Here is an 18,267-nt window from a genome sequence, read left to right on the forward strand (position 1 = left end):
GGGGCGGGCAGTTTGGATGGGCGGCTAGGGCGGCGGTGATCCTACTTCGCGCCGGTGCTTTCCGCGTAGTCCATGTACAGCTTATGCGCGCGGCGGGCCATCGGGCCGTATTCCAGCTTGCGGTCTTCCACGCGATTCACGTGCACCACCTTGCCGTAGTTGCCGGACGAGAACACTTCGTCGGCTTGTTCGATGTCGGCGCGGGTCAGGCTGCGTTCCTGCACGTCGACGCCGTCGGCCTTCAGCAGGGCCAGCACGCGGCGGCGCGTGATGCCATTGAGGAAGGTGCCGTTGTCGGCCGGCGTGGACACCACGCCGTCCTTCGCGATCCACAGATTGCTGGTGGCGAATTCGGCGATATTGCCCGCGCCGTCCAGCATGATGGCGTTGTCGAAGCCCTTCTCGGCGGCTTCGCGGATGGCGCGTTGGCCGTTGGGGTAGAGGCAGGACGCCTTGGCGTCGGTCGGCGCCATATTGGGCCAGGAACGCGCAAAGCTGGAGAAGCAGGCGGAGAAGCCCTGGTCGCCCGGCATCGGCACCTTGAACACATGCAGCACGAACTGGGTCTTGTCGGCGTCCGGCAGCAGGAAGCCGTCGGCGCAATAGAACATGGGCTTGATGTAGAGCTCGGTGCCTTGCGGGAATTTCGCGACTGCCTGCAGGCACAGCTGCTGGATTTCTTCCCAGCCGAGCTGGGGCTTCATCAGCATCTTTTCGGCCGAGCGCACCACGCGCTGGCAGTGCAGGTCCAGGTCCGGCGTCAGGCCGCGGAATGCGCGCGCGCCGTCGAACACCATGCTGGCCATCCAGAAGGCGTGGTCGGCCGGGCCGAGCAGTTTGGGGTTTTCAGTGGTCCAGTGACCGTTGTGCCAGAACAAGGCATCCATGGTTGTCTTCCTTCACTTGAATCGGGTTGGCGCTATCGGCGCGCCGAAACGTCAGGATACATGAGGCGGCGGCCGGGTTCCGGTTGTCATTCGCGAGCCAGCGCCGCCTGCACGCGGTCGGCCGCCTGCGCCGGCATCCATTGCCGCCAGACGGGGCCATACTGCTTGAGGAAATAGCGCGCGGCGTCCTCGGGTTCCTTGCCTTCGTTTTCCAGCCAGCCCAGCGTGGCGTCGATGGCGTCGCTGGGCACGGTCAGCTTGCCCAGGAACTCGGCGAGCTGCGGCGCCTGCTTGGCGAACTGCGCATTCACACCGGTGACCACGGGGTTGGGCTTGAACTCGGTGGCCACGGGATTGGCGCACTTGGGATCGGTCATGCAGGTGTAGGCGGCCTGGTCGAAGGCGGGCAGTTCCAGCTTCACCAGGTCCAGCGCCCCGACCAGCGAGGTGGGCGTCCAGTAGTAGAAGACGATGTCGCGCTTGCGCTTGTACGCGGAGACGATAGCGGCCTTCTGCGCAGCGCCGGAACCGGGCGCGAACATGGCGTAGTCCTTTTCAAGCTTCAAGGCGCGCAGCAGGTTCTCGTTCAGGGTGCCGCAGGCCCAGCCTGCGGGGCAGCCGTAGATGCGACCGCGGCCGGGCTCCTCGGGATCGGCGAAGACTTCCTTGAAGCGGGCCAGGTCGGCCGCGGATTTCAAATCGGGGTGACGTTCGACGGTGTAGCGCGGCACGTACCAGCCTTCGCCAGCGTCGTACACGTGGCCCACGCCCAGCACCTTGCCGCTGGCCAAAGCCTTCTTCCATGCGCCTTCGATCTGGCCGGGCCAGACTTCCGGGGTGACGTCGACGTCGCCGCGTTGCAGCGCGGCCAGCATGGGCAGGGTCTCGCCGATCTCGACCGTGGTCTTGCAGCCGTAGCCGTGTTCCAGCACGTAGCGTTCGATACCGGCCAGGACCAGGTTGGATTCCCAGTTCAGGCCGCTGAAGCGGACCGGCCGGTTGATTTCGCAGACGGGAGCGGCGGGATCGGCGGCTTGCGCGGCGGCAGGGATGAGGGCGGCTGCCAGCGCCAGGGCGCCAAGGACGGGGGCGAGCGGATGCGGGTTGCGCATGGTCAGGCACCTGTTGGGTTGGGTGCCGTTCATTGTACGGGTGCCAGCGGGCGCGCCAAATGAAACGGGGCCGCGGATGGCGGCCCCGTGCGACTTGCGTTGCCTGGATCAGGCGCGGGCGCTGCGCCGGCGGTTGATCAGGGCGCCAATCTCGCCCACGATGCCGCGGCGGAAGGCCAGCACGCAGATCACGAAGATCAGACCGATCACGATGGTGACCGATTCACCCAGGCGCAGGAACCAGTCCACGCCGGTCAGGTTGGCCATCATCTGACCGAAGTCGCCCACCTTGTTTTCCATCAGCACCACGATGAAGGCGCCGAGGATGGGGCCGGTCAAGGTGCCCAGTCCGCCGATCAGCGTCATCAGGATGACCAGGCCGGACATCTGCCAGGTGGCGTCGGACAAGGTGGCCGACACGAAGACCAGGGTCTTGGTGGCGCCCGCCAGGCCAGCCAGCGCGGCCGACAGCACGAAGGCCAGCAGCTTGAAGCGGTCGACGTCGTAGCCCAGCGAGATGGCGCGCGGCTCATTCTCGCGCAGCGCCTGCAGCACCTGGCCGAAGGGCGAGTTCACCGTGCGCCAGATGATGAAGTAGCCAATGATGAAGATGGCCATCACCACGTAGTACAGGTTCAGGTCCTTGGACAGGTCGATCAGGCCGAACAGGGTGCCGCGCGGCACGCTTTGCAGGCCGTCCTCGCCGCCCGTGAACTTCGCCTGGAGGAAGAAGAAGAACACCATCTGCGACAGCGCCAGGGTGATCATGGCGAAGTAGATGCCGCTGCGGCGGATGGCAAGGGCGCCCATCGCCAGGCCCAGCAGCGCCGCCACGGCTACGCCGAACAGCAAGCCGATCTCGGTGGGGAAGCCCCACACCTTGAGCGCGTGGCCGGTCGCGTAGGCCGCGCTGCCCAGGAAGGCGGCATGTCCGAACGACAGGAGACCAGTGAAGCCCAGCAGCAGGTTGAATGCGCACGCGAAGAGCGCGTAGCACATGATCTTCATGGCGAAGATCGGATACACCCCGACAAAGGGGAGCATGGCCACCACGACGGCCAGTACCGCATAGCCCAGGAATTGACGATTCATTTTTCTTTTCCGAACAGCCCGGCCGGGCGGATCAACAGAACGATGGCCATGATGATGAACACGACCGTGCTGGAGGCCTCGGGCCAGAACACCTTGGTCAGTCCTTCAATCACGCCCAGGCCCAGACCGGTCACGATGGCGCCCATGATGGACCCCATGCCCCCGATCACGACCACGGCGAACACGACGATGATGAGGTTGGAGCCCATCAACGGAGAAATCTGCAGCACGGGCGCGGCCAGCACGCCAGCAAAGCCCGCCAACGCCACGCCGAAGCCATAGGTCAGCGTGATCATGCGCGGCACGTTGACGCCAAAGGCCTCCACCAGCCGCGGGTTCTCGGTGCCGGCGCGCAGCAGGGCGCCCAGGCGGGTGCGTTCAATGACGAACCAGGTTGCCAGGCACACCACCAGGGAGGCCACCACGACCCAGCCGCGGTAGTTCGGCAGGACCATGAAGCCCAGGTTGGTGGCCCCGCGCAGCGCGTCGGGCGTGGGATAAGGTTGGCCCGAGACGCCGTAGAAGCTGCGGAACAGGCCTTCTATGAGCAGCGTCAGGCCGAAGGTGAGCAGCAGGCCGTACAGGTGATCGAGCTTGTACAGATGCCGCAGCAACAGCTTTTCTATGATGATGCCGAACAGCCCGACGATCAGCGGCGCCAGGATCAGCATGACCCAGTAGTTCAACCCCAGGTACGACAGCCCCATCCAGGCGACGAACGCGCCCAGCATGTAGAGCGCGCCGTGCGCGAAGTTGATGACGTTCAGCAGCCCGAAGATGACGGCCAGCCCGAGCGACAGCATGGCGTAGAAGGAGCCGTTGACCAGGCCTAGCAACAGCTGGCCGAACAAGGCCTGTATGGGGATGCCGAAAATGTCAGTCATCTTGTGAAAATCCTGCGCGTACGAATGGAAGCGAGCTAGTCAATACCTGATCCGGTCAGAATGCGACCCGGCGCGAAACAAGACCCTGTCAAAAACGCGGCCCGGCGCTTGGATTCGCCGGGTCGCGTCTGGGGGCACTGGGGCTGGTTTACTTCTTGACCAGCTTGCAGGTGGACTCGGACAACTTGGTGTAGACCTCGTCGCCAGGGAGCGTCGCCACGACCTTGTAGTAGTCCCACGGGGCCTTGGATTCGGCTGGCGTCTTGACCTGCATCAGGTACATGTCGTGGATCATGCGGCCGTCTTCGCGCACGTAACCGCCTTGCGCGAAGAAGTCGTTGACCTTGTTCGACTTCATCCACTTCATGACGGCGTCGCCGTCGTCCGTGCCGGTGGACTTGATGGCGTTCAGGTAGAAGGCCGTGGCCGAGTAGTCGCCCGCCTGCAGCATGGAAGGCTTGCGGCCGACCTTGGCTTCGAACTTCTTGGACCAGGCGCGCGAGGCGTCGGATTGGTCCCAGTACCAGCCGTCGGTCAGGTACATGCCCTGGGTGGCTTGCAGGCCCAGCGCGTGCACGTCGTTGATGAAGACCAGCAGGCCGGCCATCTTCATGGTCTTGGTCACGCCGAATTCATTGGCGGCCTTGATCGAGTTGATGGTGTCGCCGCCGGCATTGGCCAGGCCCAGGATCTGCGCCTTGGAGGCTTGCGCCTGCAGCAGGAAGGACGAGAAGTCCGAGGCGCCCAGCGGCGCGCGCACCTGGCCCTTGACCTCGCCGCCAGCAGCCTTGACCACGGCCATGGTGTCACGTTCCAGCGCGTGGCCGAAGGCGTAGTCCGCGGTCAGGAAGAACCAACTCTTGCCGCCGTCCTTCACCACGGCGGAACCGGTGCCGCGCGCCAGGGCCACGGTGTCGTAGGCGTAGTGCACGGTATAGGGCGAGCATTGGGCGTTGGTCAGGTCCGACGCGCCCGCGCCGATCGCCATGAAGGGCTTCTTCTTCGCGGCGGCCACGCCGGCCATGGCCAGGCTGGTCGACGAGTTGGTGCCGGCGATGATGACGTCCACCTTCTGCTCGTCGAACCATTCGCGCACGCGCGCCGAGGCGACGTCGGCTTTGTTCTGGTGGTCGGCCGACACGACTTCGATCTTCTTGCCGTTGATCGAACCGCCGGCGTCCTCGATTGCCATGCGCACGGCTTCCAGACCGGCCTTGCCGTCGATGTCGGAATACACGCCCGACATGTCAGTGATGAAGCCGATGCGGATGACATCGTCGGAGATACCTTGCGCGTGGGCGGTTGCCCCAGCAAATCCCAGGCCCGCCATGGCCAGTGCAGCAGTGATGGTGTGCAGCTTCATGGGATGACTCCTCTCTTCCCTACGGTGTAGTGTTGCCGGATTTCCGGCGGATGACACAGGTTCTAGACGCCCAGCAGTTCGTTGAGCGTGTCCTGTTTTTCTGAAAGTTCTGCGGCTTCGAAGTGCTCGACGATCTGGCCGTGCTCCATGACATAGAAGCGGTCGGCCAAGGGCGCGGCAAAGCGGAAGTTCTGCTCCACCATGACGATGGTGTAGCCGCGCTGCTTCAGCGCCGTGATCATGCGCGCCAGCGCCTGCACGATGACAGGGGCGAGGCCTTCGGAGATTTCGTCGAGCAGCAGCAGGTTGGCGCCGGTGCGCAGGATGCGCGCCACGGCCAGCATCTGTTGTTCGCCGCCCGACAGGCGCGTGCCAGGAGAATTCCGGCGCTCCTGCAGGTTGGGGAACATGTCGTAGATTTCGGCCAGCGACATGCCGCCGCCCAGCGAGCCGACGACCGGCGGCAGCAGCAGGTTTTCTTCGCAGGACAGGCTGGCGAAGATGCCGCGTTCCTCGGGGCAATAGCCCACGCCCAGGTGGGCGATCTTGTAGGTGGGCAGGTCGATGGCTTCGGTGCCGTGGATGCGTACCGAACCCTTGCGCGAACCCGTCAGGCCGAGGATGGCCCGCAGGGTCGTGGTGCGCCCGGCGCCATTGCGTCCTAGCAGCGTGACCACTTCGCCTTGTCCAACGCGCATATCCACGCCGTGCAGGATATGCGATTCCCCGTACCAGGCCTGCAGGCCCGAAATTTCCAGTGCCGGGGTGCTCATGCGTGCGCTCCTTGAAGTTCGCCCTCGGTGGTGCCCATGTAAGCCTGCATCACGGCCGGATGGCGGGAGACTTCGGCGTACGATCCTTCGGCCAGCACGCTGCCGCGCGCCAGCACAGTAATGGTGTTGGCGATGGAGGACACGACATTCATGTTGTGTTCCACCATCAGGATGGTGCGCCCGGCGCTGACGCGCTTGATCAGCTGCGTGACGCGGTCCACGTCCTCGTGGCCCATGCCCTGTGTGGGTTCGTCCAGCAGCATCAGCTCGGGTTCCATCGCCAGCGTGGTGGCGATTTCGAGCGCGCGCTTGCGGCCATAGGGCAGGTTTACGGTGGTCTCGTCGGCGAAGGCGCCCAGGTCGACCTGTTCCAGCAGCGCGCGGGCGGGCTCGTTCAGCGCCGCCAGCTGCTTGTCGCTTTTCCAGAAGTGGAACGACAGGCCGGTCTTGCGCTGCAGGCCGATGCGCACGTTTTCCAGCACGGTCAGGTGCGGGAACACCGCCGAGATCTGGAAGGAGCGGATCACGCCGCGCCGCGCGATCTGCGCGGGACGCTCGCCGGTAATGTCGATACCGTTGAACTTGATGGTTCCCGACGTGGGAGAGAGAAACTTGGTAAGCAGGTTGAAGCAAGTGGTCTTGCCCGCGCCGTTAGGCCCGATCAAGGCATGAATCTCGCCCCGCTTGATACGCAAATCGACCCCATTGACCGCGACGAATCCGCGGAATTCCTTGGTGAGGCCTTTTGTCTCCAGGATCGTGTCGTCCATGTTCGCTGCACCGGCGTTGTATTTATTTCGGTCTCCACCTGCCGTCGTTGCGCCAGGCCCCCGCAGGGTCCGGAAAACTGGCGAAGCCTCGCCGTTTTCTTATGAGTTGCCGGCGAGTATGCGCACCTATTTATCAAAATTCCATGAGGGTTTGTCATAGGTTTTGCAGTGCGGAATGGGCAATTGTCGGCAGGCCGACAATGCTTGCGCCACAAGGGAAGAGAGCCTTTCCATAATGGAAATGCAATGCAGCAAATATGCGTTGATCGTCATCAACGCGTCATGGATTTCATAGCGAGGGAAAACCCGGTTTGCGGCGCGCCGGATGCCGTGTCGGCGCACCAGCGCAATGCGCTGTTCAGGCGGGCGTTTTCTGCTTGAATTCGCAGAGATCGGAAATGCCGCATTGAGGGCATTTGGGTTTGCGCGCCACGCAGATGTAGCGGCCCAGCAGGATCAGCCAGTGATGCGCGTCCTGCATGTATTCGCGCGGCACGAACTTTTCGAGTTTCTGTTCGACTTCCAGCACGTTCTTGCCGGGCGCGATGCCGGTGCGGTTCGACACGCGGAAGATGTGCGTGTCGACCGCCATCGTGGGCTGGCCGAACGCGGTGTTGAGCACCACGTTGGCGGTCTTGCGTCCAACGCCGGGCAGGGCTTCGAGCGCCTCGCGGGTTTGCGGCACTTCGCCGCCATGCTGCTCGATCAGGATCTTGCAGGTGGCGATGGTGTTCTTCGCCTTGGTGCGGTACAGCCCGATGGTCTTGATGTAGTCGGCCAGGCCTGCTTCGCCCAGCGCCAGCAGGGCCTGCGGCGTGCCGTAAGCCGGGAAGAACTTGCGCGTGGCGATGTTGACCGATTTGTCGGTCGCCTGCGCCGACAGCAGCACCGCGATCAGCAGCTGGAACGGCGTGTCGTACTCGAGCTCGGTGGTGGGGTGCGGGTTGGCGGCCTGCAGGCGGGCGAAGATCTCACGGCGTTTGGCTGCGTTCATGATTGCGTGGGGTTGCGGCGGGCCCGGGCGCGGGCCAGCGCGGATTCAATGGCGGAACGCTTGCGGTCCTCGTCGCGCGCCTCGTCCACGGCGGGCGTGGGGGGGCTGATGGCAGCGGCCGTTTCGGGCGCCATCAGGCGCGCATTGTCGGCGGCCAGGCGCTCGACCCGCGCCAGGTGGCTGCGATGGCGCTGGCGGCTGATGGCGGCATCCTGCGCGCTCCAGGCGCGGCCCGCCGGCACCATCTGGATGCAATCGACCGGACAGGGCGCCACGCACAGGTCGCAGCCGGTGCACCAGTCGGCCAACACGGTATGCATGTGCTTGTTGGCGCCCACGATGGCGTCCACCGGACAGGCCTGGATGCACAGCGTACAGCCGATGCAATGCGCTTCGTCGATGCGTGCGACCAGCAGCGGCCCGGGTTCGCCGCGCGTGGCGTCCAGGGGCAGGACGGGGGTGTCGAGCAGGGCCGCCAGCGCGGCGATGCCTTCATCGCCTCCGGGCGGGCAACGGTTGATCGGGGCGGCGCCGTCCGCGATGGCGTCGGCATAGGGCCGGCAGCCGGTGTATCCGCACTTGGTGCATTGCGTCTGAGGCAGCAAGGCATCGATGCGGTCGGCTAGTGAGCGACAGGACATGGATGTGAAGAAGAACCCGTGGGGCGGGGCGCGAAAAGACAGAAGCCGGGGGCTTGAATGCAGATCGCGCGCAACCCATCAAACAACAGTGGTATTACCAGCCACCGTTGTTTGATGGGTTGCGCGCGTCGGAGGTCCGGGTTCTAGTCCCGCTTGACTCGCGCAGCACCCATCCTACGCAGATTGCCGGATGAATTCGGCAATTTTAGGACAGATCATTTCGCGCCAGCGGCGGCCAGAGAAAATGCCGTAGTGGCCGCAGTTCGGCGCCGTGTAGTGCGTCTTGCGCTCGGCCGGGATGTTCTTGCACAGCTTGATGGCGGCGCGCGTCTGGCCCTGGCCCGAAATGTCATCCAGCTCGCCTTCGATGGTGAGGAGGGCGACCTTCTTGATGTCAGCCGGACGCACCAGCTTGCCGTCCACTTCCCAGGTGCCGTTGGGCAGCTGGAACTCCTGGAACACCATGCGGATCGTGTCCAGGTAGAACTCGGCGGGCATATCCAGCACGGCGTTGTATTCGTCGTAGAAGCGGCGGTGCGCTTCGGCGTCGCTATCGTCGCCACGCAGCAGGTCCAGGTAGAAGTCGTAATGCGACTTCATGTGGCGGTCGGGGTTCATGGCCATGAAGCCCGCGTGCTGCAGAAAGCCCGGATAGACCTTGCGGCCGGCGCCCGGATAGCGTGGCGGCACCGGATGGATGACCTGGTTCTCGAACCAGGAGTAGGGCTTGGTGGTGGCCAGGCGGTTCACCTGCGTGGGCGACTGGCGCGGATCGATGGGGCCGCCCATCATCACCATGCTGCGCGGCTGGCAGGGATCGTTGGCGGAGGCCATCAGCGAGACGGCGGCCAGTACCGGCACCGTGGGCTGGCACACGGAAATGACGTGCACGTCGGGGCCCAGGTGGCGGATGAAGTCCTGCACGTAGCGCACGTAGTCGTTCAAGTGGAACGGGCCGGCCGACAGCGGCACCATGCGGGCGTCGACCCAGTCCGTGACATAGACGTCGTGGGCCGGCAGCAGGGCGCGCACGGTATCGCGCAGCAGGGTGGCGTGGTGGCCGGACAGCGGCGCGACCAGCAGGACCTTGGGATCGTCCTGGCCCGCGTGGCGGACGTCGCGCTGGAAGTGCAGCAGGCGGCAGAACGGCTTGTCCATGGCCACGCCTTCGATGACACGGACCGACTTGCCCTTGATCTCGGTGGTGGGCAAGTTCCAGGCAGGCTTCTGGTATTCCTTGCCGATGCGGGTCATCAGCTCATACCCGGCTGCCATCTGGCGGGAGATCGGGGTATAGGCGAGAGGGCTGTAGGGACTGGAAAACAGCTGGGAACCGGCGTCCGTGAATGCTGCAAACGGAGTCAGGAAGGCGCGCTGCATTTCGTGCAATTGATACAGCATTTGAGAAAAGTCCTTCTGGGTCGTGCGTGTGTCCCGATTATTGCTCCGGGCACTAACGATATTTCTAAACAGCCTGAAGAAACGCCGACAAAAAAAGCAAATCTGTTGCTAAAAAGCGACCCAATGCCCATTGAGCACCAGTTTAGGGCGCTTTTTACACCGTGCTGTCATACCAAAAGGAGGGTTTATGCACTAAGTCGGACGAACCGAAGCTACCAGTAGTTTTCCACTGCCAGGTTGCCGGGGACGCCGCGGCGTCCGGGCTTGAAGCCGCGTTCGCCCAGCAGCTTGCGGGCGTCCGCCAGCATGTCCGGGTTGCCGCAAAGCATGATCTTGGCCTGATCGGGATCCAGCGGCTGGCCTGCCAGTTGCTCCAGGCGGCCGTCGGCGATCAAGGTGGTCAGGCGTTCCTGCGGCATGCCGGGCAGGGCTTCGCGGGTGGCGATGGGCAGGTAGACCAGCTTCTGCGGATCCGCCGCGAAGAATTCGGCCAGGGCCGGCTCGGCGCGCCAGGATTCGATTTCGCCGCGGTAGGCGAGCTCCGCGGCGGTGCGCACGCCGTGCACCAGGATGATGCGGCGGTAGGCGCGCCAGACGGCGGGGTCGCGCAGGATGGAAAGATAGGCCGACAGGCCGGTGCCCGAGGCCAGCAGCCAGAGATCGCCGCCGGGCGCAAAGCGCTCCAGGGTCAGGAAGCCGTAGGGCGTCTTTTCCACATAGAGGTCGTCGCCGGGCTGCAGCCGCGCCATGCGCGGACTGAACTGGCCTTCGGGGACCACGATGGAATAGAACTCCAGCCAGGGTTCGTGCGGCGCCGACACCATGGAATAGGCGCGCCACAACGTGGGTTCGCCTCCGGCGGCGCCCGCTTCCGGCAGACCGACCCGGGCGAACTGGCCCGGCAGGAACGTATACGCGTCGTCGCGCGTCACGCGCACGGAGAACAGCTTGTCAGGCACCCAGGTGTGGACGTGGGTTACGGTCTGGCGCGTGTATTTGGAGTCGTCGGTCATCGGCACATCGCGCGAGGCCGGCCGCCAGGCTGGGGCCGGCGTTCGCGGATTATTTTTCGAGGTATTGCAGCTTGTCCTGCTTGCCGTTCCATTCGTCGGCGTCGGGCAGGGGCTTCTTGGCGCGGCTGATGCTGGCGAATTCGGGCGAGAGTTCGGCGTTCAGCGCGATGAAATTCATTTGGTCCTGCGGCACATCTTCTTCGGCGTAGATGGCATTGGCCGGGCATTCCGGGATGCAGACGGCGCAGTCGATGCATTCGTCGGGATCGATCACGAGGAAGTTCGGACCCTCACGAAAACAGTCCACCGGGCACACGTCTACGCAGTCGGTGTACTTGCACTTGATACAGTTTTCGGTGACAACGTGGGTCATTCAGGAACTCCGGGAGCGGCGGCTTTTGTGTCTTGTTGGGCGGATTTTACCCAATGCCGCGCCGATGTGCCGGCAATACCCGTATTGACATAGTGGCCCTTCGCCCTTAACAGCCGGGGCTCTATGCTATGGTGTCGCGAAACGAAACGCGCCATCATGATAATCACTTCGCTGCTCGACACCGATCTGTATAAATTCAGCATGATGCAGGTGGTTCTGCATCAGTTTCCAGCTGCCCAGGTCGAGTACCGTTACAAATGCCGCACGCCCGGGGTCGACCTGCGTCCCTATCTGGATGAAATCCGCGAGGAAGTGCGCCAGCTATGCCAGCTGCGCTTCACCGAGGACGAGCTTAAATATCTGGGTGGCTTGCGCTTTATCAAAAGCGACTTCATCGATTTCCTGGAACTGTTCCACCTGCCGGAGCGCTGCATCCATATAGCGGAAGGCGAGGGGCCGGGCGAAATCAGCATCGAGGTCAAGGGCCCCTGGCTGCACACGATCCTGTTCGAGATCCCCGTGCTGGCCATCGTCAACGAGGTCTATTTCCGCAACACGCGCAAGAATCCCGATTGGGAAGAAGGCCGCAAGCGCCTGCAGTCCAAGATGCACCTGGTGCTGGACGATCCCGCGCTGGCTGACTTCCGCGTGGCCGAATACGGCACGCGCCGCCGCTTCTCCAAGGTCTGGCACGAGGAGATCGTGTCCACCATGAAGGCGCAGATGGGCGAGCATTTCGCCGGCACCAGTAATGTGCTGCTGGCCAAGCAGCACGAAGTCCTGCCGCTGGGCACCATGGGCCACGAATACCTGCAGGCCTGCCAGGCGCTGGGTCCGCGCCTGCGCGATTCGCAGGTGTACGCGCTGGAAGTCTGGGCCAAGGAATACCGCGGCGACCTGGGTATCGCGCTGTCGGACGTCTACGGCATGGATGCCTTCCTGCGCGATTTCGACATGTATTTCTGCAAGCTGTTCGATGGCGCGCGCCATGACTCGGGCGATCCCTTCGTCTGGGGCGAACGCCTGCTTGAGCACTACCGCAAGAACCGCGTGGATCCGCGCGCCAAGACGCTGGTGTTCTCGGATTCGCTGACCTTCCCGCGCGCCATCGAACTGGCCCGCCAGTTTTCCGGGCGCTGCAAGGTGTCCTTCGGCATCGGCACTAATCTGACCAACGACCTGGGCCATGAACCCTTGCAGATCGTCATGAAGATGGTCCGCTGCAATGGCCAGCCGGTGGCCAAGGTGTCCGACGCGCCGGAAAAAACCATGTGCGACGATCCGGCTTACCTGGCCTATCTGCGCCAGGTGTTCCAGTTGCCGCCCGCCTGAGGGCGGCTCGGGGTAAATTGCGGGTTCTTCTGCATTGTTCCACCCAACCCACTCGAATCTAGGGGACTATTCATGAGCAGCATCAAGCGCTTCCACGTGGCCAAGCGCCTGTCCGACATGGCCGTGTACAACGGCGTCGCGTACCTGGCCGGCCAAGTGCCGGACGATTCCACGCTGGACATCACCGGCCAGACCGAACAGGTGCTCGCCACGATCGACCGCCTGCTGGCCGAAGCCGGCACCGACAAGACCAAGATCCTGATGGCCCAGATCTATGTGGCCAACATGAAGGAATTCGATGGCATGAACAAGGCCTGGGACGCCTGGGTCGCTGACGGCAATTCGCCTCCGCGCGCCACCGTCGAGGCCCGCCTGGCCAATCCGGATTTCAAGGTCGAAATCGTTGTGACGGCTGCCGTCTAAGACGCTTCCCCGCGCCGGGCGCTATCGGCGCCTGGCCGGTGGCGGACTTTCGCGTCCGCCACCATCTTTCTCCCTACGCGTGCGCCGGCTACTGCCCGAGCAACAGCGTCGCGGCCAGCAGGCCGCCCAATTCCTCGCATCTTGCAAGATCCGCGCCGGCCACGGTCTTGGGCGCCAGGATCTGCTGCGCGGTCTGCGCACCCATGTTGACGATGAGCGGCGGCGCCAGGGCGCTGAGCCGCCAGCCGGTGCAGATGCGCTCTACCTGCCGCGCCGCGCCCGCGCCATCGCTGCCCGCGCTGATGGCGCAGGCATAGGGCAGCCCCTGTATCCGGTCCAGCACCGCGTAGTAGTTGCGGTCGAAGAATTCCTTCATTTCGCCGCTCAGCGAGCCCAGGTTCTCGGGGGCGCAGAACAGATAGGCCTGACTGGCGAGCAGCGCTTCGGCCTGGGTGTCCGCGGCTCGTTGCAGAACCACGTTCAGATCGGTCGCCTGCTCCAGCTGTGCGGCGGCCGCCCGCGCTCCGCGCGCCGCAGCGTCGGCCATCTGTTGCGCGGCGCCGGTGCGCGAATGCCACACGATCAGCAGCTGTTTCATGCGTAGCGTTCCAGGGGATCCTGCCGGTAGTAAGCCCGCAGCAGCCCATACCATTGCGGCAGCGCTTCGTGCATGGGGTGGGGATCCACGAAGAAGTGTTCCGAGCTGACCGCGAAGAATTCCGCCTCGTCGGTGGCGGCATAAGGGTCCATGGGCAGTTGGCCGTACCAGGCGTCGGCGGCCTCGCTTTCCGGATCCACATCGTGCGGGATGGCGGCTTCGACCGCCTCCACGGCCGCGATGAAGCGGTCCAGGTTGTCGTCCAGGATGCGGCGCCAGGCCTGGGGCTTGAGTTCGGGGTGCGCGGCCAGCGAGGGCATGCCGTCGGCGTAGCCCGAGCGCAGGTCCAGCTTGTGGGCGAACTCGTGGATGACCACGTTGAAGCCGCCATCGGAGAGCTGGGTGTCTTCCCAGGACAGCACCAGCGGCCCGCCTTCCCAGGCTTCTCCGGCCGCGTCCTCCATGTATTCGTGCACCACGCCGTCATCGTCCTGGCTGGAGCGCGGGATGCGGAAACTGGCCGGGTACACGATGATCTCGTCCCAGCCTTCATACAGTTCGGGCGCGAGGTTGAGGATGGGCAGGCTGGCCTGGGCCGCGATGCTCAGGCGCATGAAATCCGAGACCTCCAGTCCCTGCGCGCCATTGATGTTCTTGCTGGCCAGCAACCAGGCGGAACGCGCCTGCAGCTGAGCCGCTTCTTCGGTGTTCAAGGCCGCCAGGAACGGGTGGGCCTCCAGTACCTGTTGCCACAGTTCCGGCGAGATGCGGGCCTGCATTTCGGCCACCGCGGAGGGGCGGGCGCCCCGGCCCTTGAGCCAGCGCAACATAAGCTTCAGTTCCTTCCATATGCCGGGGCTAGCGGCTGCTTTTGGTGTCTACAAACCCTAGTGTAGAGTGTCGGGATATCAAACTACATCCGCCTGCCGTCCGTCATGTCCGCCCCGCCTGTTCCCGACGCGCCTACGCCTTTCGACGCTACCTGGCGCCAGGAGGTAGGCGCCGGCCTGGATGCCGACGGCATGGCGCTGATCGACCAGGCCGTGGCCTGGGCCGAACCGCGTTTCGAAGGACAACAGGCGCTGACCGGCGAACCGCTGGCCGGGCACGGCGCGGGCGTGGTCCGCATCCTGGCGGCCCTGCATACCGATGCCGCCACCCGCGCGGCGGCGCTGCTGGCCGCCTTGCCGACCGATCTGATGGCCCCCGCGCCGTCACTGCGCAACGACCCGGTTGCGGCCACTTTTGGCGCCGAGATCGCGCGGCTGGTGCAGGGCACGCGCGCGCTGCTGCGGTTGGGCGTGGTGGCGCGGCAGGCGAGCGACGCCGCGGCCGAAAGCGGTTCGCAAAAGGAAATGCAGCGCAAGATGCTGCTGGCCATGGCGGCCGACCTGCGCATCGTGCTGATGCGGCTGGCGTCGCGCTTGCGCACCTTGCGTTGGCACGCGGAAAGCAAGGCGCCGTGCTCCACCGATTTCGCCCGGGAAACCCTGGACCTGTACGCGCCGCTGGCGAATCGCCTGGGGATCTGGCAGATCAAGTGGGAAATGGAAGACCTGGCGTTCCGCTTCCTGGAGCCTGAAAAATACAAGCAGATCGCCCGGCTGCTGGAAGAGAAACGAGCGGAGCGCGAAGCCTTCATCGCCGGCGCCATCGAGCGCCTGCAGACCGGATTGGCCAAGGCGGGGGTCGAAGCCGAGGTCAGCGGCCGGCCCAAGCACATCTACAGCATCTGGAACAAGATGCGGGTGAAGCGGCTGGATTTCTCGCAGATGTACGACCTGCGCGCGCTGCGCATCATCGTGGACGACGTGCGCGGCTGCTATACGGCGCTGGGCATGGTGCACGAAATGTGGACGCCGATCTCAGAAGAATTCGACGACTATATTTCGCGGCCCAAGCCCAACGGCTACCGGTCGCTGCACACGGTGGTGGCCGACGACGACGGCCGTCCGTTCGAGGTGCAGATCCGCACGCGCGAAATGCACCAGTTCGCCGAGTACGGCATGGCCGCGCACTGGCGCTACAAGGAAGCGGGCGCCAAGGGCGGCCAGGTGGCGGCCTCCAGCGAATACGACCGGCAGTTGGCGTGGATGCGCCAGCTGCTGGCCTGGAACAGTGATGTCGAGGGTGGCGGCGAACCCGCCAAGCCCGCGCCCGCCAAGCCGGCATCGGGCAAGCAGCGCGGCCCGGCGACGCCGCCGCCGCATACCGACGAGCGCATCTACGTGCTGACGCCGCAGGCGCGCGTGATCGAGTTGCCGGCCGGCGCCACGCCGGTGGATTTCGCCTATCACCTGCATACCGATCTGGGCCACCGCTGCCGCGGCGCGCGGGTCGATGGGCAGATGGTGCCCTTGCAGACCCATTTATCCACCGGCCAGACCGTGGAGATCATCTCCGCCAAGTCCGGCGGGCCGTCGCGCGACTGGCTCAATCCGCAGCTGGGCTTCCTGGCCAGCCCGCGGGCCCGTGCCAAGGTGCGCATGTGGTTCAACGCGATCGAACTGCAGCAGCGCATTACCCAGGGCCAGGCCCTGGTCGAAAAGGAATTGCAGCGTCTGGGCAAGACCGCCGTCAATCTGGAGCAGTTGGCGCAGAACCTGGGATTCGCCCGCGCCGACGATTTGTACGTGGCGGCGGCCAAGGAAGAATTCAGCCTGCGGCAGATCGATACGCTGTTCCAGCAGCCCGGGCCGGCCGTCGAACCGCAGCCGGCCGCCTTGCGCCATGCCAGCGCCGGCAGCGCCGAGAAAAGCGGCAAGAGCGGCGTGTTGGTGGTGGGCGTGGGATCGCTGTTGACGCAGTTGGCGCGTTGCTGCCGTCCGGCGCCGCCGGACCTCATTGCTGGCTTCGTTACGCGCGGGCGCGGCGTGTCCATTCACCGCAGCGACTGCCACAGCTATCTGGCGCTGGCCGCGCGCGAACCCGAGCGCGTCATCGAGGTGGCTTGGGGCGAGACCGCCGACACCTTCTATCCGGTGGATATCAGCGTGCGCGCGCACGACCGTTCCGGCCTGCTGCGCGACCTGTCCGAAGTCTTTGCGCGGCTGCGCCTGAACGTGGTGGGCGTGAACACGCAGAGCAAGCAGTCGCTGGCTCATATGGTGTTCACGGTGGAAGTGCGCGGCGGGGAATCGCTGTCGCGCGCGCTGGACGCCCTGGCTGAAGTGCAGGGCGTGTCGTCGGCGACGCGTCGCTAGGCGGAAAACCCGGGCCGGGCGGCCCGGGCGCAAACGGGACTCAGTCGTCCAGCTGCTCGTGCGCGCGGTCGCGCATGTAGAAGGCTGCGATCAGGCCCAGCGCCACGCCGAACATCACGTAATAGGCGGGCGCCATCGGCGAACCGGTGGTCTTGATCAGCCAGGTCACGATGAACTGCGCGAAGCCGCCGAAAATCATCACGGCCACGTTGTAGGCCAGGGACAGGCCCACCGAACGCACGCGCGCCGGGAATAGCTCCGCCATCACCGTGCTGAACACGCCGAAGAATGCCGACACGAACAGGCAGACCACGACCTGCACGGCCAGCAGGCGGCCGATGGACGGCGCGTCCGACAGCCAGTAGTACAGCGGGTACAGCACGATCAGGTAGCCGATGAGCGAGCCGATCACGATGGGGCGGCGGCCGACGCGGTCGGACCAGGCGCCCATGAAGGGCGTCAGCAACACCATCAGCGCCGCGCCCGCCATCTGCACCAGGAAGGTCTGGTTCAGCGGCAGCTTCAGGATCTGCGTGGAGTAGGTCACCAGATACGTGAAGGTGATGTAGATGGACACCGTCGCGGTCACGACCAGGCCCACGCCGATCAGGGTTTCGCGGGTATGCGTCTTCAGCATCTGGCCCAGACTCAGGCGCTGCACTTCGCCGCGCGCGGCGGCCTGGCGCTCTTCTTCCTTGAGCTGCTTGAAGGCGTCGGTTTCATCGACGTTGCGGCGGATATAGATGGCGATGGGGACAATTACCAGGCCGAAGGCGAACGGCAGGCGCCAGGCCCAATCGGCGATTTCCTGGGGCGTGAAGAATTCGGTGATGAGCGTGCCGCAGGCCGCGCCGATCAGCAGGGCCAGCATCTGGCCGGCCATCTGCCAGGAACCATAGAAGCCGCGCTTGCCGTTGGGCGCCATTTCGATCAGCAGCGCGGTCGAGGTGCCGAATTCGCCGCCGGCGGAGAAGCCCTGCAGCAGGCGCGCGATCAGGATGAAGATCGGCGCCAGGATGCCGGCCGCGTGGTAGGTGGGGGCGACGGTGATCAGGGCGATCGACACGGCCATCAGCGAGGTCACCATGACCATGGCCGCCTTGCGGCCCTTCTTGTCGCCATACAGGCCGAAGATGATGCCGCCGACCGGACGCATGAAGAAGCCGACGCCGAAGATGGCGGTGGTCATCAGGATCGCGTTCAGCTCGCTGCCGGGTACGCTGGGGTCGGTCGGGAAGAACAACTTCGAGATGATCGGCGTCATGAACGCGAACACCAGGAAGTCATACCATTCGAGGGCGTTGCCTATGACTGCCGCCACGATGTTGCGCGTGGGAACTGCTTTGTGCTGCACGGTTTCTCCTTGGGGGTTTGCCTAACCGGGCGACATTCTAGGCGCTTGCGTGCC

18 protein-coding genes are annotated in these 18,267 nt (G+C 64.7%); 3 read left to right on the plus strand and 15 right to left on the minus strand.

Annotation, left to right across the window (positions count from 1 at the left end; translation table 11 throughout):
* Positions 1 to 41: 41 nt before the first annotated feature.
* From AXYL_RS07485 to fdxA, 12 genes are all read right to left on the minus strand, one after another.
* On the minus strand, positions 42 to 887 hold the full coding sequence (locus tag AXYL_RS07485) for a branched-chain amino acid aminotransferase (RefSeq protein ID WP_013392187.1): 846 nt from the start codon (positions 885 to 887) through the stop codon (positions 42 to 44).
* Positions 888 to 973: 86 nt separating this feature from the next.
* Positions 974 to 1,999, minus strand: coding sequence for an ABC transporter substrate-binding protein (locus AXYL_RS07490; protein ID WP_041655219.1), 1,026 nt, complete (start codon positions 1,997 to 1,999; stop codon positions 974 to 976).
* A gap of 108 nt (positions 2,000 to 2,107) precedes the next feature.
* Positions 2,108 to 3,091, minus strand: coding sequence for a branched-chain amino acid ABC transporter permease (locus AXYL_RS07495; RefSeq protein WP_013392189.1), 984 nt, complete (start codon positions 3,089 to 3,091; stop codon positions 2,108 to 2,110).
* Positions 3,088 to 3,975, minus strand: coding sequence for a branched-chain amino acid ABC transporter permease (locus AXYL_RS07500; protein ID WP_013392190.1), 888 nt, complete (start codon positions 3,973 to 3,975; stop codon positions 3,088 to 3,090). The genes AXYL_RS07495 and AXYL_RS07500 overlap by 4 nt, the downstream gene beginning before the upstream one ends.
* A 148-nt stretch (positions 3,976 to 4,123) precedes the next feature.
* Positions 4,124 to 5,338, minus strand: coding sequence for an ABC transporter substrate-binding protein (locus tag AXYL_RS07505; protein ID WP_013392191.1), 1,215 nt, complete (start codon positions 5,336 to 5,338; stop codon positions 4,124 to 4,126).
* Positions 5,339 to 5,400: 62 nt separating this feature from the next.
* A complete protein-coding gene (locus tag AXYL_RS07510) occupies positions 5,401 to 6,111 on the minus strand; it encodes an ABC transporter ATP-binding protein (protein ID WP_013392192.1) in 711 nt (236 codons plus the stop codon).
* Positions 6,108 to 6,881 (minus strand): ABC transporter ATP-binding protein, encoded by a 774-nt coding sequence (locus AXYL_RS07515; RefSeq protein WP_013392193.1) that lies wholly within the window; start codon positions 6,879 to 6,881, stop codon positions 6,108 to 6,110. Before AXYL_RS07515 ends, AXYL_RS07510 begins: the two co-directional genes overlap by 4 nt.
* 358 nt (positions 6,882 to 7,239) lie before the next feature.
* Positions 7,240 to 7,875: an endonuclease III gene (gene nth / locus AXYL_RS07520; RefSeq protein WP_013392194.1), complete on the minus strand. Its 636-nt coding sequence runs from the start codon at positions 7,873 to 7,875 to the stop codon at positions 7,240 to 7,242.
* Positions 7,872 to 8,516, minus strand: a complete 645-nt coding sequence (gene rsxB / locus AXYL_RS07525) for an electron transport complex subunit RsxB (RefSeq protein WP_013392195.1) — start codon at positions 8,514 to 8,516, stop codon at positions 7,872 to 7,874. Before rsxB ends, nth begins: the two co-directional genes overlap by 4 nt.
* Before the next feature lie 174 nt (positions 8,517 to 8,690).
* A complete protein-coding gene (locus AXYL_RS07530) occupies positions 8,691 to 9,917 on the minus strand; it encodes a polyhydroxyalkanoate depolymerase (protein ID WP_013392196.1) in 1,227 nt (408 codons plus the stop codon).
* Positions 9,918 to 10,129: 212 nt separating this feature from the next.
* A complete protein-coding gene (locus AXYL_RS07535; protein ID WP_013392197.1) occupies positions 10,130 to 10,930 on the minus strand; it encodes a ferredoxin--NADP reductase in 801 nt (266 codons plus the stop codon).
* 49 nt (positions 10,931 to 10,979) lie between these two features.
* Positions 10,980 to 11,303 (minus strand): ferredoxin FdxA, encoded by a 324-nt coding sequence (fdxA, locus tag AXYL_RS07540; RefSeq protein ID WP_013392198.1) that lies wholly within the window; start codon positions 11,301 to 11,303, stop codon positions 10,980 to 10,982.
* A gap of 156 nt (positions 11,304 to 11,459) precedes the next feature.
* Here fdxA and pncB point away from each other — a divergent pair, with 156 nt between their 5' ends.
* Together pncB and AXYL_RS07550 are read left to right on the plus strand one after the other, a co-directional pair.
* Complete coding sequence (pncB, locus tag AXYL_RS07545; protein WP_041652688.1) at positions 11,460 to 12,635, plus strand: nicotinate phosphoribosyltransferase; 1,176 nt, start codon at positions 11,460 to 11,462, stop codon at positions 12,633 to 12,635.
* A 72-nt stretch (positions 12,636 to 12,707) separates the two neighbouring features.
* Positions 12,708 to 13,058, plus strand: a complete 351-nt coding sequence (locus AXYL_RS07550) for a RidA family protein (RefSeq protein WP_013392200.1) — start codon at positions 12,708 to 12,710, stop codon at positions 13,056 to 13,058.
* 88 nt (positions 13,059 to 13,146) lie between these two features.
* Here the strand turns inward: AXYL_RS07550 and AXYL_RS07555 are convergent, their stop codons facing one another.
* Positions 13,147 to 13,656 (minus strand): NAD(P)H-dependent oxidoreductase, encoded by a 510-nt coding sequence (locus AXYL_RS07555; RefSeq protein WP_013392201.1) that lies wholly within the window; start codon positions 13,654 to 13,656, stop codon positions 13,147 to 13,149.
* Positions 13,653 to 14,486 (minus strand): zinc-dependent peptidase, encoded by an 834-nt coding sequence (locus AXYL_RS07560; RefSeq protein ID WP_013392202.1) that lies wholly within the window; start codon positions 14,484 to 14,486, stop codon positions 13,653 to 13,655. Before AXYL_RS07560 ends, AXYL_RS07555 begins: the two co-directional genes overlap by 4 nt.
* A 105-nt stretch (positions 14,487 to 14,591) precedes the next feature.
* On the opposite strand from AXYL_RS07560, the gene AXYL_RS07565 reads away from it, so the two are divergent.
* Entirely contained in the window at positions 14,592 to 16,859 is a 2,268-nt protein-coding gene (locus AXYL_RS07565) for a RelA/SpoT family protein (RefSeq protein ID WP_013392203.1), read from the plus strand.
* A 40-nt stretch (positions 16,860 to 16,899) separates the two neighbouring features.
* Here the strand turns inward: AXYL_RS07565 and AXYL_RS07570 are convergent, their stop codons facing one another.
* On the minus strand, positions 16,900 to 18,213 hold the full coding sequence (locus tag AXYL_RS07570) for an MFS transporter (RefSeq protein ID WP_013392204.1): 1,314 nt from the start codon (positions 18,211 to 18,213) through the stop codon (positions 16,900 to 16,902).
* Positions 18,214 to 18,267: the final 54 nt, after the last annotated feature.

The organism is Achromobacter xylosoxidans A8, from assembly GCF_000165835.1.
Classification (GTDB): domain Bacteria; phylum Pseudomonadota; class Gammaproteobacteria; order Burkholderiales; family Burkholderiaceae_B; genus Achromobacter; species Achromobacter xylosoxidans_B.

Excerpts from the sequence above, each read along its gene's own strand:
- AXYL_RS07510 (WP_013392192.1), bottom strand. The coding sequence starts at position 6,111 with ATGAGCACCCCGGCACTGGAAATTTCGGGCCTGCAGGCCTGGTACGGG.
- fdxA (WP_013392198.1), bottom strand. The coding sequence starts at position 11,303 with ATGACCCACGTTGTCACCGAAAACTGTATCAAGTGCAAGTACACCGAC.
- AXYL_RS07550 (WP_013392200.1), top strand. The coding sequence starts at position 12,708 with ATGAGCAGCATCAAGCGCTTCCACGTGGCCAAGCGCCTGTCCGACATG.
- AXYL_RS07495 (WP_013392189.1), bottom strand. The coding sequence starts at position 3,091 with ATGAATCGTCAATTCCTGGGCTATGCGGTACTGGCCGTCGTGGTGGCC.
- AXYL_RS07535 (WP_013392197.1), bottom strand. The coding sequence starts at position 10,930 with ATGACCGACGACTCCAAATACACGCGCCAGACCGTAACCCACGTCCAC.
- AXYL_RS07555 (WP_013392201.1), bottom strand. The coding sequence starts at position 13,656 with ATGAAACAGCTGCTGATCGTGTGGCATTCGCGCACCGGCGCCGCGCAA.
- AXYL_RS07515 (WP_013392193.1), bottom strand. The coding sequence starts at position 6,881 with ATGGACGACACGATCCTGGAGACAAAAGGCCTCACCAAGGAATTCCGC.
- AXYL_RS07500 (WP_013392190.1), bottom strand. The coding sequence starts at position 3,975 with ATGACTGACATTTTCGGCATCCCCATACAGGCCTTGTTCGGCCAGCTG.
- AXYL_RS07530 (WP_013392196.1), bottom strand. The coding sequence starts at position 9,917 with ATGCTGTATCAATTGCACGAAATGCAGCGCGCCTTCCTGACTCCGTTT.
- rsxB (WP_013392195.1), bottom strand. The coding sequence starts at position 8,516 with ATGTCCTGTCGCTCACTAGCCGACCGCATCGATGCCTTGCTGCCTCAG.
- pncB (WP_041652688.1), top strand. The coding sequence starts at position 11,460 with ATGATAATCACTTCGCTGCTCGACACCGATCTGTATAAATTCAGCATG.
- AXYL_RS07565 (WP_013392203.1), top strand. The coding sequence starts at position 14,592 with ATGTCCGCCCCGCCTGTTCCCGACGCGCCTACGCCTTTCGACGCTACC.
- AXYL_RS07505 (WP_013392191.1), bottom strand. The coding sequence starts at position 5,338 with ATGAAGCTGCACACCATCACTGCTGCACTGGCCATGGCGGGCCTGGGA.
- AXYL_RS07490 (WP_041655219.1), bottom strand. The coding sequence starts at position 1,999 with ATGCGCAACCCGCATCCGCTCGCCCCCGTCCTTGGCGCCCTGGCGCTG.
- AXYL_RS07485 (WP_013392187.1), bottom strand. The coding sequence starts at position 887 with ATGGATGCCTTGTTCTGGCACAACGGTCACTGGACCACTGAAAACCCC.
- AXYL_RS07560 (WP_013392202.1), bottom strand. The coding sequence starts at position 14,486 with ATGTTGCGCTGGCTCAAGGGCCGGGGCGCCCGCCCCTCCGCGGTGGCC.
- nth (WP_013392194.1), bottom strand. The coding sequence starts at position 7,875 with ATGAACGCAGCCAAACGCCGTGAGATCTTCGCCCGCCTGCAGGCCGCC.